18 protein-coding genes are annotated in these 26,615 nt (G+C 72.6%); 7 read left to right on the top strand and 11 right to left on the bottom strand.

Annotated elements, in window-relative coordinates; genetic code table 11:
- Window positions 1-65: 65 nt before the first annotated feature.
- Window positions 66-1,799, top strand: a complete 1,734-nt coding sequence (locus ACVGV2_RS01575) for a hypothetical protein (RefSeq protein WP_459164264.1) — start codon at window positions 66-68, stop codon at window positions 1,797-1,799.
- Window positions 1,800-2,004: 205 nt separating this feature from the next.
- On the opposite strand, the gene ACVGV2_RS01570 is transcribed toward ACVGV2_RS01575, so the two are convergent.
- The 3 genes from ACVGV2_RS01570 to ACVGV2_RS01560 all read right to left on the bottom strand — a co-directional run bounded on the left by ACVGV2_RS01570 (window position 2,005) and on the right by ACVGV2_RS01560 (window position 9,187).
- Window positions 2,005-3,222 (bottom strand): DNA polymerase III subunit delta', encoded by a 1,218-nt coding sequence (locus ACVGV2_RS01570; RefSeq protein ID WP_459164263.1) that lies wholly within the window; start codon window positions 3,220-3,222, stop codon window positions 2,005-2,007.
- 58 nt (window positions 3,223-3,280) lie between these two features.
- Entirely contained in the window at window positions 3,281-6,286 is a 3,006-nt protein-coding gene (topA, locus tag ACVGV2_RS01565) for a type I DNA topoisomerase (protein WP_459164262.1), read from the bottom strand.
- Between the two features lie 603 nt (window positions 6,287-6,889).
- Complete coding sequence (locus ACVGV2_RS01560; protein ID WP_459165828.1) at window positions 6,890-9,187, bottom strand: sodium-translocating pyrophosphatase; 2,298 nt, start codon at window positions 9,185-9,187, stop codon at window positions 6,890-6,892.
- A 570-nt stretch (window positions 9,188-9,757) separates the two neighbouring features.
- Here ACVGV2_RS01560 and ACVGV2_RS01555 point away from each other — a divergent pair.
- Window positions 9,758-12,163 carry a DEAD/DEAH box helicase gene (locus tag ACVGV2_RS01555; RefSeq protein ID WP_459164261.1) on the top strand — a complete coding sequence of 802 codons (2,406 nt, stop codon included), beginning with the start codon at window positions 9,758-9,760 and terminating at the stop codon, window positions 12,161-12,163.
- A gap of 136 nt (window positions 12,164-12,299) precedes the next feature.
- Here ACVGV2_RS01555 and ACVGV2_RS01550 read toward each other — a convergent pair whose 3' ends face one another.
- The 8 genes from ACVGV2_RS01550 to ssd form a co-directional block, all read right to left on the bottom strand.
- Window positions 12,300-13,016 carry a bifunctional DNA primase/polymerase gene (locus ACVGV2_RS01550; RefSeq protein WP_459164260.1) on the bottom strand — a complete coding sequence of 239 codons (717 nt, stop codon included), beginning with the start codon at window positions 13,014-13,016 and terminating at the stop codon, window positions 12,300-12,302.
- Between the two features lie 263 nt (window positions 13,017-13,279).
- A complete protein-coding gene (locus ACVGV2_RS01545; protein ID WP_459164259.1) occupies window positions 13,280-13,768 on the bottom strand; it encodes an Rv3654c family TadE-like protein in 489 nt (162 codons plus the stop codon).
- Window positions 13,769-14,056: 288 nt separating this feature from the next.
- On the bottom strand, window positions 14,057-14,413 hold the full coding sequence (locus ACVGV2_RS01540) for a TadE family type IV pilus minor pilin (protein ID WP_459164258.1): 357 nt from the start codon (window positions 14,411-14,413) through the stop codon (window positions 14,057-14,059).
- Window positions 14,413-14,592, bottom strand: coding sequence for a DUF4244 domain-containing protein (locus ACVGV2_RS01535; RefSeq protein ID WP_459165827.1), 180 nt, complete (start codon window positions 14,590-14,592; stop codon window positions 14,413-14,415). The genes ACVGV2_RS01540 and ACVGV2_RS01535 overlap by 1 nt, the downstream gene beginning before the upstream one ends.
- Window positions 14,593-14,764: 172 nt before the next feature.
- The gene (locus tag ACVGV2_RS01530) at window positions 14,765-15,472 is read right to left on the bottom strand and encodes a type II secretion system F family protein (protein WP_459164257.1); all 708 of its coding nucleotides are present in this window, start codon (window positions 15,470-15,472) and stop codon (window positions 14,765-14,767) included.
- Window positions 15,469-16,302 carry a type II secretion system F family protein gene (locus ACVGV2_RS01525; protein WP_459164256.1) on the bottom strand — a complete coding sequence of 278 codons (834 nt, stop codon included), beginning with the start codon at window positions 16,300-16,302 and terminating at the stop codon, window positions 15,469-15,471. The genes ACVGV2_RS01530 and ACVGV2_RS01525 overlap by 4 nt, the downstream gene beginning before the upstream one ends.
- Window positions 16,299-17,594 (bottom strand): TadA family conjugal transfer-associated ATPase, encoded by a 1,296-nt coding sequence (locus ACVGV2_RS01520; protein ID WP_459164255.1) that lies wholly within the window; start codon window positions 17,592-17,594, stop codon window positions 16,299-16,301. Before ACVGV2_RS01520 ends, ACVGV2_RS01525 begins: the two co-directional genes overlap by 4 nt.
- A gap of 241 nt (window positions 17,595-17,835) precedes the next feature.
- Complete coding sequence (gene ssd / locus ACVGV2_RS01515; RefSeq protein ID WP_459164254.1) at window positions 17,836-19,023, bottom strand: septum site-determining protein Ssd; 1,188 nt, start codon at window positions 19,021-19,023, stop codon at window positions 17,836-17,838.
- A gap of 202 nt (window positions 19,024-19,225) precedes the next feature.
- Here ssd and ACVGV2_RS01510 point away from each other — a divergent pair, with 202 nt between their 5' ends.
- From ACVGV2_RS01510 to ACVGV2_RS01490, 5 genes are all read left to right on the top strand, one after another.
- Window positions 19,226-20,053 (top strand): HAD family hydrolase, encoded by an 828-nt coding sequence (locus ACVGV2_RS01510; protein ID WP_459164253.1) that lies wholly within the window; start codon window positions 19,226-19,228, stop codon window positions 20,051-20,053.
- A gap of 767 nt (window positions 20,054-20,820) precedes the next feature.
- On the top strand, window positions 20,821-22,575 hold the full coding sequence (locus ACVGV2_RS01505) for a glycoside hydrolase family 3 protein (RefSeq protein ID WP_459164252.1): 1,755 nt from the start codon (window positions 20,821-20,823) through the stop codon (window positions 22,573-22,575).
- 5 nt (window positions 22,576-22,580) lie between these two features.
- On the top strand, window positions 22,581-23,828 hold the full coding sequence (locus ACVGV2_RS01500) for an exo-beta-N-acetylmuramidase NamZ family protein (RefSeq protein WP_459164251.1): 1,248 nt from the start codon (window positions 22,581-22,583) through the stop codon (window positions 23,826-23,828).
- Window positions 23,829-23,838: 10 nt separating this feature from the next.
- Window positions 23,839-25,563 (top strand): serine hydrolase domain-containing protein, encoded by a 1,725-nt coding sequence (locus ACVGV2_RS01495; protein WP_459164250.1) that lies wholly within the window; start codon window positions 23,839-23,841, stop codon window positions 25,561-25,563.
- 104 nt (window positions 25,564-25,667) lie between these two features.
- The gene (locus ACVGV2_RS01490) at window positions 25,668-26,579 is read left to right on the top strand and encodes an N-acetylmuramic acid 6-phosphate etherase (RefSeq protein WP_459164249.1); all 912 of its coding nucleotides are present in this window, start codon (window positions 25,668-25,670) and stop codon (window positions 26,577-26,579) included.
- The last annotated feature ends 36 nt before the right edge of the window (window positions 26,580-26,615 follow it).

Below are 26,615 nucleotides of genomic sequence, written 5' to 3'. Positions count from 1 at the left end.
CCCCGGCTCGTTGGGGGATCAGCGTGACTCCCGTCACCACGCAGTCCGCCATGGAGGGAAGCCGGATGCGCGCACCCCGGTCGACGCGGAACCGTCGCACCACCGCACGCCACCTCGCCGTGGTCACCACCCTCTCGGTGGTGTGCGCCATGCTCGGTGCCCCTGCCGCCGCGGCCCAATCCGCCCCACCGACGACTCCCGTGCCCGACCCGGCAGATCCCGACCAGCCGCCCGCTTCCGAGCCGCGACCGCAGCCACCGGTGCTCGGCGAGGCGGGCGCGATGCTCGGCGGGGTGCGGATCCTGCCGCGCACGATCACCCCGGACACGATACTGGGCGACCCGGACTTCGAGGAGACGCTGCCGAAGCAGTCCGTGGCCGAAGTCGGATTGGGCGTCACCAACGCCGTGGCCAACTCGGAGGCCTTCCTCGCGCAGGAACGCGCCAAGGCCAGGGCGGAACCGCTGGCGGCCGGCCTGTTCGGCAGGTCCCCGCATCTTCCCGGTACGGCCTTCCAAGCGGCGGTCCCCGACAACGCGCAACCGGCGGTCACCGGGCTGCGGATGCCGGAACAGGCCCGCGGCGGGGTCGACGCCACAGGGCTGTCCGGCAGGGCGCACGCGCGTTGGAGCGAGCAGCGCGGGCCGTGCGTCGACCCGATCGCCGACGCGCGGTTGTCCCTCGCCCAGGCGGCCGCGGTGAACGAGCTGCCCGCCCCGCAGGACGCCGATCCGCAGCTGAAGAACCTCGGTGGGCTGTTGGACGAACCCTCCGGGCCGCTGGTGCGCATCCCCGACACCGCGCACAGCCACTCCACGGTGCGCCTCGTGGACGATCCCGAGGTGGCGGGCAAGGCCGTTCGGTCCACCTCGCGGATCGGCCTGGGCAGTTTCCAGTTGTTCGCCGGCACCGCCCGGGAGATCGGCGTGGACGTCGTGCACCAGCCGGAACTGTCCGTCACCGCTCCCGGCGATCCGCGCAAGTCCACAGTGGACTACGAGGCGCCGGTGCTGCGGATCAGCCGCGGCGGCGAGGAAATCGCCACGCTCGACGCGGCGAACCCGAGCGTTCAGCTGCCGATCGGGCCCGTGCCGCGCAGCGAACGCGACCTGCCCCCGCTCGACCTGGGGATACTGCGGTTGAGCATCGGCGAGCTGCGCAAGGGCGTGCTGGGCGACGGGCAGACGGCGGCCGCGGCGAAACTGCTCGACCTGCGCGTGCTGCCGCACCTGCCCACGGATCGCGCCGCGCTCGCGCAGGTCACCATCGGTGAGCAAACCGTCCGCGCGAAAGCACCGCAAGGCGGTGTGCGCTGCGAAGACACTGCTGGCTCGCCGTCCGGTGGCAATGCGCCCACCCCCGCGCCCACCGCGGACGCGGATGGCGGGGCCGGCGGTGCGGAGCAACGCGGCGCTGCGAACAGCCCCGCCGGGGACGGCAACAGCACCCCGCCCGGTGCGGTACCGGAACCCGGCGTCGCACAGAAGTCCCGTGCCACGCAGGAAGCCGCGCAGGAAGCCGGGGACGTAGGGGAAACCGGCACAGCTGCCGCATCCGGCGGTGTCGACCCGGCCGACGCGGCCGAGGAGGTGCACCCGAACGGTGCGCAACGGGACGGCGAAGCGGGCGGCGAGCTGCGACCGGGGAGTGCGACCGAGGACGGTCGCGAGCAACGCGACACGACGACTTCCCACGCCGGCGACAGCGGCTTCGCCCCCACGCCGCTGTTCTGGACCGGCGCCGTCCTGCTCGTGCTGAGCATCGGTCTCGCCCTCGCCCTGCGGCCCCGCCGCGAGTGACCCTCGATGGCGTGGTGACAACTTGTCCCACAACCGCGTGGGGATGGTTCACAATTTTCATGAAAATTGTGAACCATCCCCACGCGGACGGGGGAAATGCGCACCGCTCACCGATTCGTTCGGAGATCGGTGCATCACCTGCGGCGAATCCGCGGCGCATCGAGCGGCGGGCAGCGGGGCGAGCGCAACCACACGGTGAACGGACTCAGCCGCGGTGCAGGGCGGCCACCATGGCCTCGACGGCGACGGCGGGTTTGACGTTGCGCCCCAGCGCACTGCGGCACTCCAGCACCGCCTCCAACCGCCGCAGCGCCGACTCCGACGTCCACTCGTGCGCCGCGCGTTCCGCGTCCGCGCGGAAATCCGGATGGTTCAGCGGCACGTCAGCACCGGACCGCAGCACGAGCACATCGCGGAAGAAACCCGCCAGATCCACGAGCGCGAGGTCCAACGCGTCCCGCTGCGACCGCGTCGCCCGCGACTTCTGCTTCTTCTCCAGCTCCTTCAGCGCCGCGTTCGCGCCCTTCGTCGCCTGCGCCGTGCCCTTGCCGGTGCCGCCCGCCCCCATCGCGGTGCGCAGCTGCTCCTTCTCCTCCTCGTCGCGCTCGGCGTTCGCCGCCTGCGCCTCGGCCTCGGCCGAACCCACCAGCTCACCGGACGCGGCGAACACCTCGGAAAAACGGCCCAGCCGCGCCGGAATCCGCAACACCTGCTCGCGACGTTCCCGCGCTTGCGCGTCCGTGGCGAGCCGCCGGGCCCGCCCGATGTGCCCGCCGCACACCGACGCCGCCCACCGCGCGCGCTCGGAGTCCACACCGTCGCGCTCGTGCAGCACCTCGGCGATCGCCCCGGGCAACGGGGTCCGCAGGTGCACCACGCGGCAGCGGGAGCGGATCGTCACCGAAACGTCCTCGGGGTGGTCGGACGGGGCGCACAGCAGGAACACCGTTCGCGCCGGCGGTTCCTCCACCACCTTGAGCAGCGCGTTCGCCGCTCCTTCGGTGAGCCGGTCGGCATCTTCGATGAGCACCACGCGCCACTGGCCGGTGGACGGTCGGCGCGCCGAGGCCTGCACGAGCGAGCGCATCTCCGAGACCGAAATGGACAGACCCTCGGGCACGACCACGCGCACGTCCGCGTGCGTGCCGCCCTCGGTCGTGCGGCAGGCGGAGCACTCCCCGCAACCCGGCCGTTCCGGATCCGTGCACTGCAACGCGGCGGCGAACGCGCGCGCCACCACCGAGCGACCGGATCCGGGCGGTCCGGTGAACAGCCACGCGTGCGTCATCGCACCGCCGATGTCCGGTTCACCCGCCGCGGCGCGGCGCGCCGCGCGGACGGCGGAGGTCAACGTCCCCACCGCGTCCGGTTGGCCGACGACCTCGGCCCACACGCCGCCGGCCACGTCCGAATCGGTCGCCATCGGTTCACTCTCCATCCGCTGCCGGCCACCGGACCGCGCTACCCGGACGTCGGATTCGTCAGGCCGACTTCGCGGAGCCGGTCCGCGCGGAGGTGGAACTGCCCGCCGAGCCACCGCTGCGGGAGCTCTTCGACGAGGCCGAGCTCTTCGACGACGCCGAGGTCTTCGCGGAACTCCGCGAAGAACCCGCCGAGCTCGAACTCCCCGCCGAGTTCTTGCTGCCGGCGCTCTTGCCGCTCGACGACTTCGCGGAGCTGGTCCCGCTCTTCGCGGAGCTGCCCCCGCTCTTCGCCGAGGTGCTCTTCGCCGAGGTACTCTTCGCCGAGGTGCTCTTCGCCGAGGTGCTCTTCGCCGAGGCGCCCTTCTTGCCGGTGGACTTCTTCGCCGGCGCCTTGGCCCGCCGCTCCTGGATCAGCTCCACCGCGCGCTCGAGCGTCAGCGACTCCACGTCATCGCCCTTGCGCAACGACGCGTTCGTCTCCCCGTCGGTGACGTACGGGCCGAACCGGCCGTCCTTGACGACGAGCTGCTTGGACGTGTCCGGCTCCTCGCCCATCTCCCGCAGCGGAGCCGCCGCGGCGCGCCGTCCGCGCTGCTTGGGCTGCTGGTACAGCTGCTTGGCCTCGTCCAGGGTGATCGTGAAGATCTGCTCCTCGGACTCCAGCGACCGCGAATCCGAGCCGCGCTTGAGGTACGGGCCGTAGCGGCCGTTCTGCGCGGTGATCTCCTCCCCGGAATCCGGGTCGGTGCCCACCACGCGCGGCAGCGACAGCAACCGCAGCGCGTCCTCGAGCGTCACGGTGTCCAGCGACATCGACTTGAGCAAGCTGCCCGTGCGGGGCTTGCTCTTGTCCCCCTCCGGCAGGATCTCCGTGACGTACGGGCCGAAACGGCCTTCCTTCGCCACCACCTCGTGCCCGGTTTCCGGGTCGGTGCCGAGACTGCGGCCCTCCATCGGCGTGGCGAACAGCTTCTCCGCCACCTGGCTGGTCAGCTCGTCCGGCGGCAGGTCGTCCGGCAGGTTCGCCCGCTGCGCCGAACCGTCCTCCAGCTGCCGTTCCAGGTACGGCCCGTAGCGCCCCACCCGGACGTAGACCGTGCGGTCCTCCTCGTCGGTGAACATGGGCAGCGAGTTGACCTCGCGGGCGTCGATCTCCTCCACACCGGAGCCGACGAGCTTCTGCAGCCCGCCCTCGCGGCCGATGGACCCCTCGGGACCCACGTCGCCACCGAAGTAGAACCCGTTGAGCCAGCGGCTGCGTTCCTGCGTGCCCTCGGCGATGCGGTCGAGCTCGTCCTCCAGCGCGGCGGTGAAGTGGTAGTCGACCAGCCGGCCGAAGTGCTTCTCCAGCAGGCCGACCACGGCGAAGGCGATCCACGACGGCACCAGCGCCGAGCCCTTGCGCCACACGTAGCCGCGTTCCTGGACCGTGCTGATGATCGACGCGTACGTCGACGGGCGACCGATCCCCAGCTCTTCCATCGCCTTGACCAGGCTCGCCTCGGTGTACCGGGCGGGCGGGCTGGTCGAGTGCCCGTCCGGGTTCATCTCCGCGGCCGTGATGGCCTGGTCCTGCACCAGCGCGGGCAGGCGGGACTCCTGGTCGTCGGCGACCCCGCCGGCCTCCGAGTCCACCGACTCGACGTAGGCCTTGAGGAAGCCGGGGAAGGTGATCGTGCGACCCGAGGAGGCGAAGGTGCACTCCTCCCCGCTGGAGGCGGTGCCGGTGATCCGCACCGACAGCGTGGTGCCCTTCGCGTCGGCCATCTGCGAGGCGATCGTGCGCTGCCACACCAGCTCGTAGAGCTTGTACTCGTCGGTGTCCAGTTCCCGGGCGACCTCCCCCGGTGTGCGGAAGGTCTCGCCCGCCGGGCGGATCGCCTCGTGCGCCTCCTGCGCGTTCTTCACCTTGCGGTTGTACTGCCGCGGCTGCGCCGACAGGAAGTTGTCGCCGTACAGGTCGCGCGCCTGGTTGCGGGCCGCCGCGAGCGCCGTCTCGGACAGCGTGGTCGAGTCGGTCCGCATGTAGGTGATGTAGCCGTTCTCGTACAGCCGTTGCGCGGTGCGCATCGTCCGGTCCGCGGAGAACCGCAGCTTCCGGCTCGCCTCCTGCTGCAGCGTGGAGGTCATGAACGGTGCGTACGGCTTGCGGGTGTAGGGCTTCTCCTCGACCCGCGAGACGTGCAGATCGGCTTCGGCGAGCCCCCCGGCGAGGCGTTCGGCCTCCGCTTCGGTGAGCACGAGCGCGTCGTCGGTCTTGCGCTGCCCGTCCGGGCCGAAGTCGCGGCCCGCGGCGAGCTTGCGGCCGTCCACGGAGACGAGGCGGGCGCTGAAGCGCCGCGGGTCGGCCTGCTCCCCCGCGTCCAACGTGGCGGCGATGTCCCAGTAGTCGGCGGAGACGAAGCTGATCCGCTCCCGCTCGCGCTGCACCACGATGCGCGTGGCCACGGACTGCACCCGGCCCGCCGAGAGCTTCGGCATGACCTTCTTCCACAGCACCGGGCTGACTTCGTAGCCGTACAGCCGGTCGAGGATGCGGCGGGTCTCCTGGGCGTCGACCAGGTTCTGGTCCAGTTCGCGCGGGTTGGCCGCGGCGGCCTGGATGGCGGACTCGGTGATCTCGTGGAACACCATCCGGTGCACCGGCACGTTCGGCTGCAGCGTCTCCAGCAGGTGCCAGGCGATCGCCTCTCCCTCGCGGTCGCCGTCCGTGGCGAGGTAGAGCTCGTCGGCGCCTTCCAGCGCCTCGGACAGCTCCGAGACCGTGCTCTTCTTGTCGGGTGTGACCAGGTAGAGCGGTTCGAAGTCGTTGTGCACGTCCACGCCCAACCGGGCCCAGGACTGGCCCTTGTACCGGGCGGGGACGTCGGAGGCACCGCGCGGCAGGTCCCGGATGTGCCCGCGCGAGGACTCCACGACGAAGTCCGACCCGAGGTAGGACGCGATCTTGCGCGCCTTCGCCGGGGACTCCACGATCACCAGCCGGTGACCGCCCGCCCCGTTCTGGGATGCGGAGGTCCTCGGAGTCCCCCCGTTCTTCTTCGTCCGTGTCGACCCAGCCACGCTAACCTGCTCTCTTCTCGCGGAGGCGTTCGATCCTCCCTGTACTCAGCGGCACCATCGCCCGTCGGAGTGCACCGCTCCCGGGGCTGCGGGGTGCGGTGCGCCGGTGCACCGTCGAGCACCGCACGTTCCTTCCGCTCGCTCGAGCTCACACCCGAACCGCGAGCGCCGCGGTTGCACGAACGGCCTCGGCAGTTCTCAGTGTGCCCTCGCCAGGTGTGCCCCACTCTGCCGGGAACGCACAGGGTTGCATATAACACGACCTGCGTCGCGCCCCGTACGAACGTAACGGGACACGCTCGGATTCCGGTGCGCGACCCAGCGTGATGTGCGTCAAAACGCGTCCCCCGTGCAGCGCCCGTCCGGCACGGCCGCGGGCCCCGCCGTCGAGCGGGGCAGCTGACGGAGCGGTTCGGCAGGGGTTTGTACGTTTCTCGAGAAAAGTCCGGGACTTTTCTCGAGAAACGTCCACCCGGCCGGGCCGCTGCGGGAGTCGTCCTGCGTGCCTCTCCCAGCTGCCCCGAGATCCCGCAGCACATCGCGCTACCGGGCCCTGAACAACTACCCGGGGCCCTGAACAGCTACCCGGGCCCTGAACAGGAGCTACGCCGCTCCGTCGGGCAGCCGGTCGGGCGACTCCTCGTCGATCGCGGTGCTGCGGCGCTTCGACACGACGATGGCGGTGACGATGACGAGCACGGCGACGACGGCGATGCCCACCCGCAGCGGGACCGAGGCGGCCTCCCCGAGGGTGACGGCCACCACGGCGGGCGCCACGAGCACCGACACGAGGTTCATCACCTTCAGCAGCGGGTTGATCGACGGGCCGGCGGTGTCCTTGAACGGGTCGCCGACGGTGTCGCCGATGACGGTCGCGGCGTGGGCCTCGGAGCCCTTTCCACCGTGGTGGCCGTCCTCGACGAGCTTCTTCGAGTTGTCCCAGGCGCCGCCCGAGTTCGCCAGGAAGATCGCCATGAGCGTGCCGGTAGCGATCGCGCCGGCGAGGTAGCCGGCCAGCGGTCCGACGCCGAGGCCGAAGCCCACTGCCACCGGGGCGAGCACGGCCAGCAGCCCCGGAGTGGCGAGTTCGCGCAGCGAATCACGGGTGCAGATGTCCACCACCCGGCCGTATTCGGGGCGTTCGGTGCCGTCCATGATCCCGGGTTTGGCGCGGAACTGCCGCCGCACCTCGTAGACGACCGCCCCGGCGGCGCGGGACACGGCGTTGATCGCCAGGCCGGAGAACAGGAACACCACACCGGCACCGATCGCCACGCCGACGAGCACGTTCGGCGCGTACACGAGGTACTCGCCGGGGCTGAGCGCACCGCCGATGCCGGCCAGCGCCTGCCCGATCGCGTCGGTGTAGGAGCCGAACAGCGCGGTCGCGGCGAGCACGGCCGTGGCGATGGCGATGCCCTTGGTGATCGCCTTGGTCGTGTTGCCGACGGCGTCGAGCTCGGTCAGCACCTGCTCCCCCTCGCCCTCGAGCTCGCCGGACATCTCGGCGATGCCCTGGGCGTTGTCGGCGACCGGGCCGAAGGTGTCCATGGCGACGATGACGCCCACCGTGGTGAGCAGGCCGGTGCCGGCGAGCGCCACGGCGAACAGCGCCACCGCCAACGACCCGGACAGCAGGAACGCCGCGAACACGGCCGCGGCGATCACCAGCGCGGTGTACACGGCCGACTCGAAGCCGACGGAGATGCCGGAGAGGATGACGGTCGCCGGTCCCGTCCGGGAAGCCCGACCGACGTCCCGCACCGGCCGCGTCTCGGTGGCGGTGAAGTAGCCGGTGAGCTTGAGGATGACGACGGCGAGCACGATGCCGATGACCACCGCGGACAGCGCCACCACCGCGGGGTTGCCGGCGGTGGCGGTGATCTCCGGGGGCACGCCGGTCATTCCGGAGAAGGAGTGCGGCAGGTAGATCAGCGCCGCCGCGGCCGAGGCCACCGCCGCGATCCCGGCGGAGATGTAGAAGGAGCGGTTGATCGCGGTCAGCGCTCCCTCACCCCGGCGCGCCCGGGTGATGTACACGCCGAGCACGGCGGTGACGACGCCGATCGCCGGCACGATCAGCGGGAACAGCAGCCCGTGCGTCCCGAAGGCCGCGGTGCCGAGGATCAGCGCGGCCACCAGCGTCACCGCGTAGGACTCGAACAGGTCGGCGGCCATGCCGGCGCAGTCACCGACGTTGTCGCCCACGTTGTCGGCGATCGTGGCCGCGTTGCGCGGGTCGTCCTCGGGGATGTTGTGCTCCACCTTGCCGACGAGGTCGGCACCGACGTCGGCGGCTTTGGTGAAGATCCCGCCACCGACACGCATGAACATGGCCAGCAGGGCGGCGCCGAAGCCGAACCCTTCCAGCACGCGCGGCGCATCACCGGCGTAGACCAGCACCACCAGCGCCGCGCCGAACAGTCCGAGCCCGACGGTGGTCATGCCGACGACGCCGCCGGTGCGGAAGGCGATCCGCATGGCGCGCTCCCGCGCACCTGCGGACTCGCGGGCTGCCGCGGCCACGCGCAGGTTCGCCCGGGTGGACAGCCACATGCCGAGGTAGCCGATGAGCGCGGAGAAGGCCGCACCGGCGAGGAAGAACAGGGACCGGCCGATGCGTTCACCCGCGCTCTCGGCTGGCAGCGCGAACAGCACGAGGAACACGATGACGGCGAAGACCGCCAGGGTGCGGAACTGGCGGTTGAGGTATGCCGAGGCGCCTTCCTGGACGGCCGTGGCGATCTCCTGCATCCGCGGAGTTCCCTGGCCTGCGGCGAGGACTTCCCGGATGAGCAGGTATCCGAGGGCGAGGGCGCCCAGGGCGATGAGCATGACGACCCCGACGATCGTGTAGTCGGCGCCGCCCAGGGCGATCGGTGCGTGCTGGGCGAGGTCCATCCGGGGGTGCGAACTCGATGATGCAGTGCCCTGAGCCCAACCATCGAGGTCCGGGCCGGGGGCTGGCGCCCCGGGGCCGGACCGCGGCTCGGCCGACATCAGCAGGAACATCCGTCCTCCTGGTTCGTGCTCTGTTCGGTACCGGGTTCGCACGTGCGCGGTGCTCGCCGGCACGTGCGAAACGGCCTCGCCCGGTGCGACCGCCGGCCGACCGTGGCGACGTCGTGATCACGCAGTCTAAGCCGACAACCGGTGCCGTACCTCACCGTGTGATACCTCACTAGCCCTGACGTGGGCATTCAACCGCAGTTGATCGATCCAGATCCGTGTTTCCTCCCTCGGAAGGAGGACACCGACCCTGGTCCGAACGGGTGTCATGCGGTACGGGAGTTCGCTCCGCGTGTTCTGCACGGCCCGAACGACATGTCCGCGACCCCGCCGCACCGCTCCGCCACCGGCCCCGCCCGGTACCAATAACGCCGGATCGGGTGAGTTCAACGAGCTCAACGCGGGACCGCACCGGCGACCGGCACCGCACGCCGCGCGCCCCCGCTGTGCGAGGCTGCTGCCGTGCGCACGAGCAGCGACGAACACGGCCGGCGGTTACTGGACCGCATCCTCGCGGGAGCCCAGGACGAAGACACCGCCGAGGCGGACGGCCCGCTGCGCCACGTCGCCGACCTGCCCCCGCGCCCGGCCCGCCACACCGACTGGCCGGACTGGGCACCGGCCGAGCTCATCGACGCGCTGAGCACCCGCGGCACCGCGCGGCCCTGGACCCACCAGCGCGCCGGTGCGGACGCCGCCCGCACCGGGCAGCACGTCGTCATCGCCACCGGAACCGCCTCCGGCAAATCCCTCGCGTACCAGCTGCCGATCCTGTCCACCCTGCGCAGCGAGGAAACGGCCACGGCCCTGTACCTGGCACCCACCAAAGCGCTCGCCGCCGACCAGCTGCGCGGCGTCCGCGAGCTCGACCTGCCAGGCATCCGCCCCGCCGCCTACGACGGCGACACCCCGCGCGGCGAGCGCGACTGGGCCCGCGCGCACGGGCGGTGGCTCTTCACCAACCCGGACATGCTGCACCACGGCATCCTGCCGGGGCACCAGCGCTGGGCCCGCTTCCTGCGCAACCTGCGCTACGTCGTCGTCGACGAATGCCACGGCTACCGCGGCGTGTTCGGCTCCCACGTGGCGCTGCTGCTGCGCCGCCTGCGCCGCCTGGCCCGGCACTACGGCGCCGAACCCGTGTTCGTGCTCGCCTCGGCCACCGTGGCCCACCCCGAGAACATGGCCGCGCGGCTGACCGGTGTCGACTGCACCGCGATCACCGAGGACGGCTCGCCGCGGGGAGCGCGGACCGTGGCCTTCTGGGAGCCGCCGCTGCTGCCCGACATCACCGGGGAGAACGGTGCACCCGTGCGCCGCGGATCCGGCACCGAAGCCGCGCGGCTGATGACCGAACTCGTCGTCGAAGACGCCCGCACCCTCGCCTTCGTGCGCTCCCGCCGCGGTGTGGAAGCGGCGGCGCTCACCGCGCGCCGCGCGCTGGGCGAGGTGGCGCCGGAACTGCCCGAACGCGTCGCGTCCTACCGCGGGGGCTACCTGCCGGAGGAACGCCGCGCCCTCGAGCAGGCGCTCGTCACCGGCGAACTGCGCGCCGTGGCCACGACGAACGCGCTCGAACTCGGCGTGGACATCGCCGGACTCGACGCCGTGCTCATCGCCGGCTACCCCGGAACGCTCGCCTCCTTCTGGCAGCAGGCCGGACGCGCCGGCCGCGAAGGCGCCGGAGCGCTGATCATCTTCATCGCGCGCGACGAACCACTGGACACCTACCTCGTCGGCAACCCGCACGCCATCCTGGACCGGCCGGTGGAAACCACCGTGCTCGACCCGACCAACCCGCACGTCCTCGAACCGCACGTGGTCTGCGCCGCGGCCGAACTGCCGCTCAGGCGGGAGGACCTGGCCCTGCTCGGCGGGGACGCGGCGGAATCCGCCGTTTCCGCGCTCACCGCCGACGGGGTGCTGCGCGCCCGTCCCCGCGGTTGGTTCTGGACCAGCCGCAAACGCCCGCACGGCGATGTCGAACTGCGCGGCACCGGCGGCCAGCCCATCGCCGTCGTGGAAGCCGACACGGGACGGCTGCTCGGCACCGTCGACCCCGGGTCGGCCTGCTCCACGGTGCACGAGGGCGCGGTCTACCTGCACCGCGGCGAATCCTTCGTCGTCGACTCGCTCGACCTCGACGACGGCATCGCCCTGGTGCACGCGGAGAACCCCGAGTGGACCACCTCGCCGCGGGAGACCACCGACATCTCCGTGCTGCGCACCGTGGACAGCGGTGTCTCCCGCAGCGCGGAAAGCACCGCTGCGGAAAGTGCCGCCGAGGAAGGCGCGATCACGGTGAGCCTCGGCGAGGTCGACGTGACCTCGCAGGTGGTGGGGTACTTGCGGAAGCTGCCCTCCGGCGAGGTGCTCGACCAGGTGGCACTCGACCTGCCGGAGCAGACGCTGCGCACCCGGGCCGTCTGGTACAGCGTTCCGCAGGAGCTGTTGATGAGCAGCGCGCCGGGAGGCGCCGGACTGGAACCGGCACGCCTTCCCGGCGCGCTGCATGCCGCCGAGCACGCGGCGATCGGCCTGCTACCGCTGTTCGCGACCTGTGACCGATGGGACATCGGCGGAGTGTCCACCGCCGTGCATCCGGACACCGGGGAGGCAACGGTGTTCGTGCACGACGGTCATCCGGGCGGTGCCGGATTCGCCGATCGCGCCTATGCAGCGATCGTCCCGTGGTTGGCCGCGACGCGGGAGGCGATCGCCTCCTGCGAATGCCCGGTCGGCTGCCCGTCCTGCGTTCAGTCGCCGAAGTGCGGAAACGGCAACGAACCGCTGGACAAGGCGGGGGCAGTGGCCGTCCTGGACACGGTGTTGGCCGCTTGGGGAGAGGCGGTCGCGTCCGGGGGTTGAGTCACCGGCGTGCGGCTCCATGGCCGGTGCGTCGGAATGAGCACGGGAGGGGAAGCGCGTTCATCCCGCATCAGCCATGTCGGGGTGAGCCTGGTGCGCGGTGTCATCGGTGACTCACGCGACCGATCGGTCCCCGTCAGCGACCCGCCGCGAAGAGGTCGACCACATCGGTGGCTTGTTCGGTTGTGGATGGGTTCATGGCCGCGCACAGCGCGTTGCGCACGTACTCCGCGGAGGGCAACCGCCATCCGCAGAGTTCCGGATTGACGCGCCAGTGCACGATCCCGTGCGGAAAAGCACTGGGAGGCAGGGGGATCCAACCACCGTCCTGGTGGATGTCGACCCGCTCGCCCCGTTCCGCGGCCAGTTCGTCCAACAGGCCGCCGACGAGTTCCTCGCCGCGCGTGAGGAAGTACCACCGGCCCAGCGGGTTCGCGGCGATCGGCACCGGCGAGCCGGCAGCGCGCAAGTGCCGCGCGGCACGGCGACCGAGGTCGGCGTCGACCTCGAACGCGTTGATCCCCCGCCCGGTCGCCAGCAGCAGGCCGTACGGACGTTCCGTCCACCACTCGGCCAGTTCCGTCGCGGACAGCCAGGGGAACCCCGCCCAGTCCGCGTGCACCGGCTCCGGGGCACCGGCCCGGCTGCTTCCCGCCCGGGAGTCGGGACTTCCGGGCAGCTCACCGCGCTGTGGAATGGTTCCGTGCTGCGGAAAAGTTCCGGGACGAACCGCCCAACCGCGCGTGGCCAGCTCGATGGCCTGCACGCGCAGTTCGATTCGCTCCGAGGTCAGCCCGGCCGGGGTTGCCGGGATGCTGCGGACGGCGTGCTGCCACTCCGCCGACGAGTCCATGTCTTCCAGCCTCCTTGCTCGAAAGGGCGCACCCACCGGTGATCCGGCGCCTCCGCCTGGTGGTGTGGCGGCGTGCTGCGGCGCCGGGGAACCACCTCGCTGCGACGTCGTTGTCGCAACTTCCAGCGTGCCCACACCCTTACTGAACGGCATCGAACCCGGGCCTGTGTAGAGGCCCATCGATGACCGGTCGGGTTCCCGCGACGAATGTGCCAAGCCCCTCAGACGCGCCGAACCGGCAGTTCTTCCCAGTGGCGGACCACTCACCACTCAGCACGGCCACCTCGGCGTTCACGACCGTTCATCGTCGTCACCCGCCCGCTCGTCGTGGCCGCGACGGCTAAACCGCCCGGCCCGACGTGCGGTGCACCTTCGGGCCGGGCGATCGGCTGCGCTCGCACCGGGCCCGCTCGTGCTCGCGCGTTGATCAGACCCCAGTCCCCGACCGGCGCCGCCGGCTCCCCGTGCACGCGCACCCGCGCGTCCCGCGCGGACACGTCGCACTCGTCGAGCACCCCGCCCATCCGCTCCACGACACCGGCCGCGGCCGCGCAGGCGCGGTCGTGCCCGAACGGCGCGTGCGCGGCCGCGGCGATCGCGGCGAGGTCGGCCGCTCCCGCGATGCGGTGGCGTTGCCACAGCACCGCGGTCACGTGCAGCACGAGCACGAGAACACCCACCATCGCGAGGGCGAGCACCGCGGCGACGACCGTGGCCGCACCGTGATCCCCGCGCAGTTTCGTCGGCAGCACAGTCCCTCCGTTGCTGCATGCGTGACGGCGTGCGCCCTTCCGGCAGCAGGCGCACGAGGGGCTCGGGAACCAGGTGGCGTCGGATCACGGCAGTCCTCGGGACGAGGCAAGGCTCAGGATGCGAACCTTGGGACGCGGCCCTCAGAGCGCGGCAGTCCTCGAGGCGCGGCAGTCCTCGAGGCGCGGCAGTCCTCGGGGCACGGCAGTCCTCGGGGCGCGGCCACGCCGGGACCAGCACGCCGGGGGCGCGGCCGACGCACCACGGGCCGGAACCCCGGGAGCGCCCCGCTACGGGGACGGCACGCCCGGTTCGCGCGCGGCGACGGCCTCGGCCGTCACCTGCAGGTCCAGCAATCCGGTCGGCGCCGGTAGGGCCACCTCGGCGCGCACGTAGTCGCCTTCGCCGGAAAAGCGCACGCTCGCCCCTTCCGGAGCGAGTCGGGAGAGCACCGCGTGCGCGCGGTCCCGATCGCCGCGGGCGGCCATTCGAGCAGCTTCCACCGCGGCGTCAGTGCACCGCAGCTGGGCGATGGCAACGCCGACGCCGAGCAGCAACAGCGCGAAAACAGCCACGACGGCGCAGATTCCCACCGCCGCTTCGACGGTGACCGCGCCGCGGTCGGATTCCGTTGCCGCGCGGCGCATCAGATCGGCATGTCCTGCAGGCTGCGTTCGATCAGCGAAGTCACCGCGTCCCGCACGCTGTCGCTGGTCACAACGGCGTAGAGCACCGAGGCGAAAGCCGCGGCGGCGATCGTCCCCATCGCGTACTCCGCGGTGCTCATCCCCGCATCGCCGCGCAGCGGGCCCGCCGCACGGCGCACCGCCGCCGCCAACCCGGCGTAAGCAGTCCACAACGGACGAACAAGCAACTCCAGCACGATTTCGAAGCTCCGCTCAACGTGACGCAAAATCCTACGCCCGCCGCGTTTTCCAGACATCATTCGATCGGAACCTTCCATCCTTTTCGGACTGTTCAGCGCGAACATCGTCCTGTCACAACTCACCCACGCGCTGGATCATGCCCAGCACCGTGGGAGCGATGCCGAGGCAGAAGAAGCTCGGCAGGAAGCACAACCCCAGCGGAGCCGACACCCACACGGCGGCACGTCGCGCGCGGGCGTGCTCCCGGTCGTGCGCACGCGCCCTGGTGCGCTCGGCCAGTTCGGTGACCACCACGGCCAGCGGGCTCCCGGTCCGCGCGGTACGTCGTGCCGCGCGGGCGATCTCCACCGTGTCGCGGCACCGCAGCGCCGGCTCCCACGCCTCGGCGGTGTCCGCTCCGAGCGCGATCCGATCGGCGACAGATCCCAACGCCCGCTGCGCGGGCCCGGCGAACTCGCGGGTCACCGCGGACAACGCCGCGGGCACGCTCAACCCCGCTCGCAGTGCGGCGGCGAACAGCTCGTAGCCGCTGGCCAGATCCATCGGGCCGGTGCCCTCCTGCCGCCGCCGAGCCCTGCGGACCAGCACCGCGCACGTCCCGGCGGCGAGCACCGCGACCACCCCTGCGGTGCCCACCGACAGGACCACCGCACCGAGGGCACCGCCCGCCACGACCCCCAGCACGCGGCGGTGCGGAATCCCCGGTGCGGCCCGCCGCGTGCGACCGGCCGGCACCGCGCGCAACACCCGGCGACGCACCGACGCCTCCGGCGCGAGCAGCAGACTCAACCCCACCAGGGCGATGCAGGTGGAGATCACGAAGCACCCGCCTCGGTCAGCCGCAACGTCCACACGGCGCCGCAGCCGGCCAGTGCCACCCCGACCACGAGCAGCACCTGCCCCCAGAGCGTGCCGCGGAGCACGGCAAGCGGCCCCGCACCGGAGGCTTCGCCGAGCGCGAGGCCGAACACCGGCAGCACCGCCAGCACGAGCGCCGTCGCGCGTGGCCCCGCCATGTCCGCCTGCACCCGGTGCTGGAACGCCGCGCGGTTCTCCAGATCGCACCGCACCGCGTCGAGCAGTTCCGCCAGACCCGCCCCGTGCCGTTCCGCCAGCCGCCACGCCCGCGCCATGCTCGAGCGCGGACCGGTGCGGTGCGCAGCGGCCAGCACGGTCGAAACGTCCCCGCCGAGCCGCGCGGTCATCGCGATCTCGCGGAACAGCGCACCGGTGCGCCCCGGGGATTCGGCCGCGACCCCCTCAGCCGCTCCTGCCGGGTGCGCGCCCGCTCGCAGCTGCGCGACGAACAGACGCAGCCCCGCGGCCAGGTCCTCCCACCCGTGACCCCGCCGGCGTTGCCGCTCCCACACGCGGTAGCAGTGCCCGCCGGCGCCGGCGGCGACGAGCGCGGCGACCGCTCCACCGGTCCCCGCGGCCCAGGTACCGCCGAGCACCAGGGCAGTGGCGAGCACCGCGGCTCCCCCTCTGCGGGGGCTGCGGAGGAACCGCCGCACCACCGGATCCCCGGGCCACCGGCGCGCCGTCCCACCGGCGCTGCGCCGGCGGCGGAGGGCGGCGACGCGTGAACGCGTACTCGCGCCCGGCCAGCCGAGCAGCGCGACCGCGGCGAGCGCGCAGGCCGCGGTCACCGTCCCGCCTCCTCTGCCGCCTCGGCGCAGGGCACCTCAGCGCAGGCCGCCTGCGCACCGTCGAGCAGGCGCATCAGGTGCTCGCCCCCGGGCTGCCACCCGCCGTCGCGACACCACGCGGGTAGCACCTGCACATGTCCTCCGGCGCGTCGCACCACTCCGATCTCGGAGAGGTAGCGGCCCGGTTCGGCACCGCTTCCCCTGCGGACGTGCAGCACGAGGTGCACGGCGGCGCCGAGCTGGCTGTGCAGCGCCTCGCGGGAGAGACCGCCGAGAGCGGCGAGCGCTTCCATCCGGGCGGGCACCTCGGCGGGGGCGTTGGCGTGCAACGTGCCAGCACCGCCCTCGTGGCCGGTGTTCAACGCGGCGAGCAGCTGGCACACCTCCGCCCCGCGCACCTCCCCGACCACCACCCGGTCCGGTCGCATCCGCAGGGCTTGGCGCACCAGGTCGTGCAGGTGCACCCCACCGGCTCCCTCGACGTTCGCCGGCCGCGTCAGCAGCCGCACCACGTGCGGGTGGCGCGGGTGGAGTTCGGCGGCCTCCTCCACGCTCACGATGCGTTCGTCCGCCGGAACCTCCCCGAGCATCGCGGCCAGCAGCGTGGTCTTGCCCGCCGCCGTGCCGCCGACGACGAGAAAGGCGAGGCGTGCGGCGATGATGCGGCGCAGCACGGCCGCGATGGCCGGGGTGAACATGCCCGCACCGGCGAGCGCGTCGAGATCGTGGTCGGCTGCGCGCAACACCCGCAGCGACACGCAGGTCCCGGCGGCGGCCACCGGCGGCAGCACTGCGTGCAGACGCACGGGGCTGTCCCCGCGGCCCCGCGGCAACCAGGCGTCCACCCACGGTTGGGCGTCATCGAGCCGGCGTCCGCTGGCGAGCGCCAACCGCTGCGCCAGTCGCCGCACGCTCTCCTCGTCGCCGAAGGTCACCTCGGTGAGCACGAGCCCGTGCCCCCGGTCGACCCAGACCTCGTCAGGTGCGGTGACGAGCACGTCGGTGACCGCGGGCTCGCGCAGCAGCGGCTCGAGCGCACCGGCACCGAGGAACTCCTGGTGCACCCGCCGCAGCGCGGCGAGCACATCGCTGTCGGCGACGAGGCCGCGGGTTTCGGCCCGCACGGCCTCGGCGACCGAGTCGGGGGTCACTTCCTCGCCGTTGTCGACGATCCGGTTGCGCACGCGTTCCAGCAGCGCCTCGTCGAGCGGCGCGGCCGCCGGACCAGCCGCGGAGGCAGGGGGATTCGCGGAGGCAAGGGGATTCGGGGAAGCAGGGGAAATCGGGGTCATGTCGGGCTCCGTGGACGGGGTCACCGGGCTGTGCTGCGGTCGGGGCGGCCGCAGGCGGCACCGGCTGGGCGGTTCGGGGCACGCCGGACTGGACAGGGGCATCGGGCAGGGAGGGGTGGGACAGGAGCGGACGTGCCCAGGTGGGATGGGGTCTGGGCAGTGATGGCGGCGGTCAGGTGGCTCCGCTGGCCGCCGCCGGATGCGACTCGGGCGCTCGCCGGTGGTGCGCTGCTGGCACGCCTCAGGCGGGCTGACCGTCGACCCCGGCGTCGAGCAGGTCGAGCACCGAAGCCGCGGTGCGTGGTAATGGCCCGCGGGACGGCGCGGTCGCGGTACCGATGCCGCGCCGGTCGGCGGCAGCGGCGATCTCCGGCTGGTCGCGGATCATCGCGAGCGGTTCCACTCCCACGACCTGCCGCACGTCCTTGGCGCGCATCCCGGCAGCCGGGCTCGCACGCACGAGCAGGCACGCGGGCGCGGGCGCGGTGGCACGCACGTGCCCGAGCACCGCGGCCGCAGCCGCGCACGCGCGCAGTTCGGCTCGCGCGACGAGGCAGATCAGGTCGGCGTGCCGCAGCGCGGCTTCCGCCGCTGCCGTGAGATGGCGGGAGATGTCGCAGACGACCGTGTCGCCGGCCTGGCGGGCCGCACCGAGCACGCCCCGCACGGCCTCGGCGGTGAACCCGGCGTCCGGGTTCTCGCGGTCGCAGGCGAGCACGGCCAGCGTGCCGGCCCCGAGCTGCTGCGCGGGCAGTGCTTCGTGCAGCGTCGCAGCGGCGACGCGTCCGCTACCGATGCTGACGTCGGACCAGCGCGGCCCGGGGAGGTCCTCCCAGCCGAGCACGATGTCGAGGCCGCCGCCGAAGGGGTCACCGTCGAGGAGGAGTCCGCGGTCGCCGCGCCGCGCCACGCTCGCGGCCGTCTCCGCTGCCAGCAGTGAGGCCCCGGCGCCGCCGGATCCGCCGAGCACGGCCAGGACGCGGCCGGTCGCTGCGGCCTCGGCGGAGTCGTCCGCGTCCGGTGGTGCGGTGAACAGGTCGACGACGCGGTGCTCCTCGACGGTCAGGTCGACCACGTCCTGCGCACCGAGGGCGAAGGCCGCCTGCCACGTCCCCTCCGCCGGTGCCCGGACCAGAAGGTAGACCTCCCGCCGGCAGGGCAGCCCCGAATCCAGCGCGGCCCGCGCGGCCGGCTCGTCCAGCAGCACGCGCGGCGCACTCGCCCAGGAACCCTCCACTGCGGTGGGTTCGGCGGCGCTGCGCGCCGTGCTGCCGCAGGCCGCGGCGATCCGTTCGAGTTCGCAGCGCAGTTCGGCGTCGGCGGCGATGATGAGCGGAGTGGACGTCATGGTCTCGGCCTTTCGTGGTCGCCGGTGGCTCGGTTCCGCGTTAGCTGCGAGCACCATGGCCGGGTTTTCGACGTCCGCCAAGAACCTCCGCCACTACTTGTGGACAACTCGCACCCTTGTGGACGGCGTGCCGGTTTTCCTCCGCATTGGCCACTCGTTTCGGGTTCCGCGGTCCGGTGAACCACAGCCCCCGGACGGGGGAACCGGATGGGGAGGGAGCAGTAGCTGCGACGCGTCGGCGCGATGCGGCACGTTCGCTCCCGCCGGCCCGTATGCTGTCCCCGTGACGGAGTCCGCGAACCCCCCGACCGCGCCGGAAAGCCACGTGGCGGCCTTTTTCGACCTGGACAAGACCGTGATCGCCAAGTCGAGCACGCTCGCGTTCAGCCGCCCGTTCTTCCAGGAAGGACTCATCAACCGCCGCGCGGTGCTCAAGAGCGCCTACGCCCAGTTCGTGTTCATGCTGGCCGGCGCGGACGCCGACCAGATGGACCGGATGCGCGCGCACATCACCTCGCTGTGCGCCGGCTGGGAGGTGGAGCAGGTCAGCGCGATCGTGGCGGAGACGCTCAGCGACATCGTCGACCCGCTGGTGTACGAGGAGGCGACCCAGCTGATCGACGACCACCACGAGGCGGGGCACGCGGTGGTCGTGCTGTCCGCGTCCGGCCAGGAGGTCGTCGCGCCGATCGCCGAGATGCTCGGCGCCGACCACTGGGCGGGCACGCGCATGGTCGTGGAGGACGGCCGCTACACCGGGGAGATCGAGTTCTACTGCTCCGGGGAGAACAAGGCCCGCGCGGCGCGGGAACTCGCCGAGCAGCGGGGCTACGACCTCAGCGCCTGCCGCGCCTACAGCGACTCGATCAGCGACATGCCCCTGCTCGAGGCGGTTGGCCATCCGACGGTGGTGAATCCGGACCGCGCGTTGCGCCGCGAAGGGGTGCAGCGCGGCTGGCCGTCGCTCACGTTCGACCACCCGGTGTCGCTGCGCGCCCGCCTGCCCACTCCGTCCCGCACCGCGGTGACCGCCGCGGGCGTCGGCATGGGCGCGGTCGCCGCGGCGGGCGCGGCCTGGTGGGGCCTGCGCCAGTGGCGCAAGCGCCGTTGACCACCGTCGACCGACCACCTCCGGGTGACCACGAGACGTGCGCGCGCGAACTCTTGCAGCAACCGCTGCGGCCGCTCCACAATGAAGGTGCGGACCCTGCAGGCCAGGGACGTTACGGAGGAGAAGTGACGTCTCCCCCTCGTAGGCTCCGCGCGCGAGCAGCCGGTGAACCCACGCGCTGCCCCCACAAGGAGGCGAGTCGTTCAACGGGGTTGCGTACCGGGACGCCGGACGCCTAGCCCAGAACGGTACGACCGAGTCAGCAGCTTGGTACCCCGGTTCCTCGCGCGGAGGTGGCGCCCGTCCTCGGACGGGCGTCGCCGTGTGTCGCCACCCTGCTCGTGCGCCACCCTGCTCGTGCGTCGCGGCCTGATCGCGTGGCACAGCCCTGACCGTGCGTCGCAGCTGAGCAACGGCCTCGCCGCACCGGAGTCCGCTGCGCACCGAGGGCCGGATGCACAGGGGGAGCCGCTGCATCCGGACTCCTGCCGCCGAGGAGGGAACCGCCGGAATCCCGGCGCGGTCGCTCCTGGCGCGTTGTCGCCACCTCCGCCGTGTCGCGTTGACCGGATTCCGCACCGTGGGTAGCTTTCCAGGTTCACAGCGTGATCGGTCGCGCACGTCCGGTTTCGCGGCACCGGAGGGTCGGCACCGCCGCCCACCGTCGGCGAACCCGGAACCCGGCCGCCATCCGCGCCCGTTCCTGCCCAGTGCAAGCCCCGGAGCGCAAGCGCCGGAGTGCAAGCCGCCAGCGCAAGGAGGCCGCCGTGGCCCGGACCATCGGTCGCCGCACCGTCGTGCTCTCCGCCGTGGTGGCTGCGAGCTCGGCCGCCACCGCCTCCACCTTCCCGGGACCGAACGCCGCGGATCCGGTGCAGGACATGAGCCTGGACGAGAAGATCGGGCAGCTGTTCGTCGTCTACGCCTACGGGCGGGACGCGCACAGCCCGCATCCGGACAACCGCGCGGAATTCGGGGTGGACACGCCCGCCGAGATCGTGCGCACCTACCACCCGGGCGGGCTGGTCCACTTCTCGTGGACGGACAGCCTGCACTCCCCGCGGCAGATCGCCGAGCTCTCCAACGGCACGCAACGGGCCGCGCTCGGTTCCGGCTCCGGAATCCCCCTGCTGGCCTGCCTCGACCAGGAGCAGGGCGACATCACCCGGATCGGCCCGCCCGCCGCGCAGTTCCCCGGCAACATGGCCCTCGGGGCCGCGCGCAGCGCTGACGACGCGGCGACCGCTGCCGAGGTGACCGCGGCCGAGCTGCGGGCGATGGGCTTCAACCTGAACCTCGCCCCCAGCGGCGACGTCAACGTCAACCCGGCGAACCCGGTGATCGGGGTGCGCTCGTTCTCCTCCGACCCGGGCCTGGTCGCCGAGCTCACCGCGGCGCAGGTGCGCGGTTTCCACCGCGCGGGGATCGCCGATTCGGTGAAGCACTTCCCCGGCCACGGGGACACCGATGTGGACAGCCACACCGGACTGCCGGTCATCGAGCACGACCGGCAGCAGTGGGAAGAGATCGACGCACCACCGTTCCGCCGCGCCATCGACACCGGCTCGGACTCGGTGATGAGCGGACACCTGCTCGTGCCGAAACTGGACGACTCGGGCGAACCGGCGACGCTCTCACCAACCGTGCTGTCCGGGATGCTGCGCGAGGAGCTCGGTTTCGGCGGTCTGGTGCTCACCGACTCGCTGAAGATGGACGGGGTGCGGCAGGAGCACCCGGATTCCGAGATCCCGATCCTGGCGCTGCAGGCCGGCGCGGACGTGCTGCTCATGCCGATCGACCTGCGCCTGGCTATCGATTCGGTGCGCACCGCCGTGCGCGAGGGGCGCCTGTCCGAACAGCGCATCGACCGCAGCGTGCGGCGCGTGCTCGACCTGAAGCGGCGGCGGGGAGTGCTCAGCGACCCGTTCGCCGACCCCGACCGCGCAGAGCGGTTCGTCGGCGCCCCGCAGCACGTGCGCACCGCGCAGGAGATCACCGACCGCACGACGACGCTGCTGCGCAACGACGGCGCGGTGCTGCCGCTGGACCCGGCGTCGGGCAGCGTGCTGGTCACCGGTGCCGGCGAGTCGGCCACCCGCGCCCTCGCCGACCGGATCGCTTCCCGCGGGCCGCGCACCCGCGCGCAGGACACGGGAAGCAATCCCGACCAGCAGCGCATCGACACCGCGGTGCGGGCGGCGCGGGAGCACGACACGACCGTCGTGCTCACCGACGGCGCCTGGGAGGACGACAACGCCGGGCAGCGGGACCTGCTGGCCGCGCTGTCCGGCACTTCGCGGCCGGTGATCGCTGCTGCGGTCGGCGACCCGTACGACGCCGGCCACGGCGAGCAGCTGCCCGCGTGGTTGGTGACCTATTCGGACAAGGACGTGGCCGTGGAGGCGCTGACGCGGGTGCTGTTCGGCGAACGCTCCCCGCGGGGACGGCTGCCCGTGGCCGTGCCGGACCCGCAACGTCCCGGCGAGGACCGCTACCCGTTCGGCCACGGCCTGGGCTGGTGATCACCGTGACCGTGAACCGCCGGCACTTCGTCACCACCGCGGCGCTGGCTCCGGCTCTGCTGCCGAGCGCGAGCAGCGCGGCCACGGCGGCAGCTCCCACCGCAGCGCCCGGTGCCGAGCCGGTGCGCACCGGCGCCGACGTGCTCGCGGCGCAGGGCTGGCGCGCCCTGCGCGGCGATCGCGTCGGAGTGCTGACGAACCCCACCGGGGTGCTCTCCTCGCTGCGGCACGTCGTCGACGCGATGCACGAGCAGGGCGCGCCGGTGGTGGCCGCGTTCGGCCCCGAGCACGGGTTCCGCGGCACCGAGCAGGCCGGGGAGTCGGAAGGCGACGTGACCGACCCGCGCACGAACCTGCCCGTCTACGACACGTACGGCGCCGATGCCGAGGCGATGGCCCGGATGCTGCGCAAGGCGCGGGTGGACCACCTCGTGTTCGACATCGCCGACGTGGGCGCCCGCTTCTACACCTACGTCTGGACGATGTACACGGCCATGCAGGCGGCGAGCCGGGTGGGCGCCGCGTTCACCGTGCTCGACCGGCCGAACCCGATCGGCGACCGGGTCGCGGGCCCGCTGCTGGACCCGGCGTTCTCCTCCGGGGTGGGCGAGCTGCCGATCGCGCAGCAGCACGGCATGACCGTGGGCGAGCTGGCGCTGCTGTTCGACCGGGAACACCTGCCGCGGCGCCTGGAGCGGTTGGAGGTCGTGCGCGTGACCGGCTGGCGCGGTCGCACCACCGACACCGGTCTGCCGTGGATCCCGCCGAGCCCGAACATGCCGACCCGGAGCACCGCCGCGGTCTACCCGGGAACCGGGTTGTTCGAAGGCACCGTCCTGTCCGAGGGGCGCGGCACGGCCACGCCGTTCGAGCTCATCGGCGCGCCCGGCATCGACTGGCGCTGGGCGGAGGCGCTGAACGCGTCCGGCCCGCCCGGGGTGCGCTTCCAGGAGGCCTTCTTCGTGCCCACGTTCTCCAAGCACGCCGACCGCACGTGCGGCGGGGTGCGGCTGCACCACGACGGCGACCCGCCGGCGGTGGAGGCGGCCGCGGCCATGCTCGTCACCGCGCGGCGGCTCTACCCCGACGTGTTCGGCTGGCGCGAGGACCTGATGATCGACCTGCTCGCCGGCAGCGACCGGTTGCGACGCATGATCGACGCCGGTGCGGACGCGGCCGAGGTGGTCGACTCGTGGCGCGAGGACCAGCGCCGGTTCCGCGACCAGCGGCGCCCGCACCTGCTGTACGACTGAGGAGATGGGCATGGCCGGAAGGCTGCGCGGGCTGTTCGTCCTGTCGGTGGCCGTGCTGGTGGTGTCGGCGACCGCAGCCGCACCCGGCGGCAGCGGCCGGTTCGACCGGCCCCGCCCGGGGTTCAGCCCGCCGACGACGGTGCTGCGGCCGGCGCAGCCCGCCGACGTGGGCATGGCCGCCGAGCCGCTGGACCGGGCGTTCGACCAGCTGCGCGCGTGGACCGGAGCCACGCCGGACCGGCAGCACCCGATGTACTCCGGCGCGGTGGGTCTGGTGGCGCACGACGGCAGGATCGTGCGCCACGAGGCCGCCGGCTACGAGTTGCGCTACGCCGATGACACGGGCGCGGAACTGCCCCGCGAGCAGTGGGAGTCCGCTCAGCGCGACACGATCTTCGACATCGCATCGCTGACGAAGTTGTTCACCGCGATCACCGCGCTGCAGGAGGTGGAGCGCGGCAACGTCCGGCTGGACGCGCCGGTGGCCGAGTACCTGCCCGCGTTCGCCGAGCACGGCAAGCAGGACATCACCGTGCGGCAGCTGCTGACGCACACTTCGGGGTTGCCCGCCGAGGTGCAGCTGTGGAAGCTGCCGCCGGCGGAGCGGGTCCCGGCGGTGCTGGGGCTGCGGCCGGAACGCGAACCGGGCACGCACTACACCTACTCCGACCCGAACATGATCACGCTCGGGCTGCTGGTGGAGCGGGTGTCGGGGCGTTCGCTCGACGAGGTGGTCGCCGAACGCATCACGGAGCCGCTGGGCATGTCCGACACCGGCTACCGGCCCGCGGAGCGGCTGCACGACCGCATCGCCGCCACCGAGTACCAGCGCAACCCCGACCGGGGGATGGTGCGCGGCCGGGTGCACGACGAGAACGCCTGGTCGCTCGGCGGAGTGGCCGGGCACGCGGGCATCTTCGCCAGCGCCGGCGACCTCGCCGTGCTCGGGCAGGCACTGCTCAACGGGGGCTCCTACGGCGACCACCGGATCCTGTCCGAATCCACCGTCGAGGGCATGCTCCGCAACGAGAACACCGAGTTCCCCGGTTCGGCGCACGGACTCGGTTTCGAGCTCGACCAGCGCTTCTACATGGGCGGGTTGAGCGGCCCGCGCACCGCCGGGCACACCGGTTTCACCGGCACCTCGCTCGTGCTCGACCGGGATTCGCGATCGGTGGCCGTGCTGCTGAGCAACCGCGTGCACCCCACGCGCGAGTGGGGTTCGAACAGCCCGGCGCGACGCGTGCTGGCGAACGGGATCGCCGAGTCCTTGTCCGTGCGTCCGCGGCACGGCGACGACTCGTGGTTCGCCCGCCGGGACGGTGTGCTGCGCACCGCCGAGCTCGGGCCGGTGCGCGGTGACGTGGCGGTGCGGTTCGACGCGTTCGTGGACACCCAGCAGGACCCGGACGGAACCGATGCCCTGCGGTTGGAGGCTTCCGCGGACGGGCGGGACTGGCGGCCGGTGCCGCTGCGGGCGCGCGGCGAGGGCGCCCCGGCGGGCACGACCGAGCAGCTGGCCGGGGCGGGCCATCGCTCCTGGTGGGAGGTGACCGGCCGGGTCCCCGCCGAGCAGGGGGAACGGGTGCGGCTGCGCTGGCGCTACGTCACCGACGAGACGTACTTCGGCCGGGGTGTCAACCTGGACGGGGTGCAGGTGCGCGACCGCGACCGGGTGCTGCTCGACTCCCCGGCGGACCTGCGTGCGCAGGGTTGGTTCCGCACGCCTCGGTGATCGCCGCGACGGTCGCGACGGCTTGCGCTGTGCGGGCCCGCTGGCCAGAGTGGATCTCGCGGACGCCGGCGACGCGTTCCGAGCACCAGGAGGAGGATCTGTTGATGAGCCAACGCGCACGGCTCGACATCCCGACCGAACGCGTCAACCCGCGGACCACCGACATCGACCTGCTGCCCACGTTGGAGCTGCTGCGGCTGCTCAACTCCGAGGACCGCACCGTGCCGGAAGCCGTGGGTCACGCGCTGCCGGAGCTGGCGCACGTCGTGGACCGGGCGGTGGAGACGCTGCGCGCCGGCGGGCGGGTGCACTACGTCGGCGCGGGCACCTCCGGCCGGCTGGCGGCCCTGGACGCGGCGGAGCTCGTGCCCACGTTCAACATCTGTCCGGACTGGTTCGTCGTGCACCAGGCGGGTGGTGCGCAGGCGCTGCACCGCCCGGTGGAGAACGCCGAGGACGAGGAGGACGCGGGCGCGGCGAGCATCCGGGAATCCGCGGACACCGGCGATTTCGTGCTCGGGCTGGCCGCTTCCGGGCGGACGCCGTTCGTGCTCGGGGCGCTGCGCGCGGCACGGGACCTGTCGCTGCGCACCGCGGTCGTCACGTCCAATCCGGACAGCCCTGCGCACGACATCGCCGAGACGGCGGTGGTCACCGCGACGGGTCCGGAGCCGGTCGCCGGTTCGACCCGCATGAAGGCGGGCACCGCGCAGAAGCTCGTGCTCACGGCGTTCTCCACGGCGACGCTGATCCGGCTGGGCCACACGTATTCGAACCTCATGGTGAGCCTGCTGGCGACGAACGAGAAGTTGCGCGGGCGCACGCTGAGCATCCTGCGGGAGACCACCGACGCTTCGGAGCAGGAGTGCGCTGCCGCGCTCGACGCAGCCGAGGGCGATGTGAAGACCGCGCTGGTGCACCTGCTGGCCGATGTCGAGGTCCCTCGCGCGGCCGAGCTGCTCGCCGAGCACGGCGGGCACGTGCGGCACGCGCTCACCGCGGCCCGCGAGGGCTGAAACCGCGCGGTCGTGCCGGCGCAGCGGAACGCACCG

This window comes from Bounagaea algeriensis, assembly GCF_054491375.1.
This window is presented reverse-complemented; position numbering and strand designations above follow the sequence as displayed.

Excerpts from the sequence above, each read along its gene's own strand:
- ACVGV2_RS01575 (WP_459164264.1), top strand. The coding sequence starts at position 66 with ATGCGCGCACCCCGGTCGACGCGGAACCGTCGCACCACCGCACGCCAC.
- ACVGV2_RS01570 (WP_459164263.1), bottom strand. The coding sequence starts at position 3,222 with ATGGCGACCGATTCGGACGTGGCCGGCGGCGTGTGGGCCGAGGTCGTC.
- ACVGV2_RS01560 (WP_459165828.1), bottom strand. The coding sequence starts at position 9,187 with ATGGACCTCGCCCAGCACGCACCGATCGCCCTGGGCGGCGCCGACTAC.
- ACVGV2_RS01550 (WP_459164260.1), bottom strand. The coding sequence starts at position 13,016 with ATGGACTCGTCGGCGGAGTGGCAGCACGCCGTCCGCAGCATCCCGGCA.
- ACVGV2_RS01540 (WP_459164258.1), bottom strand. The coding sequence starts at position 14,413 with ATGCGCCGCGCGGCAACGGAATCCGACCGCGGCGCGGTCACCGTCGAA.
- ACVGV2_RS01520 (WP_459164255.1), bottom strand. The coding sequence starts at position 17,594 with ATGACCCCGATTTCCCCTGCTTCCCCGAATCCCCTTGCCTCCGCGAAT.
- ACVGV2_RS01495 (WP_459164250.1), top strand. The coding sequence starts at position 23,839 with ATGGCCGGAAGGCTGCGCGGGCTGTTCGTCCTGTCGGTGGCCGTGCTG.
- ACVGV2_RS01490 (WP_459164249.1), top strand. The coding sequence starts at position 25,668 with ATGAGCCAACGCGCACGGCTCGACATCCCGACCGAACGCGTCAACCCG.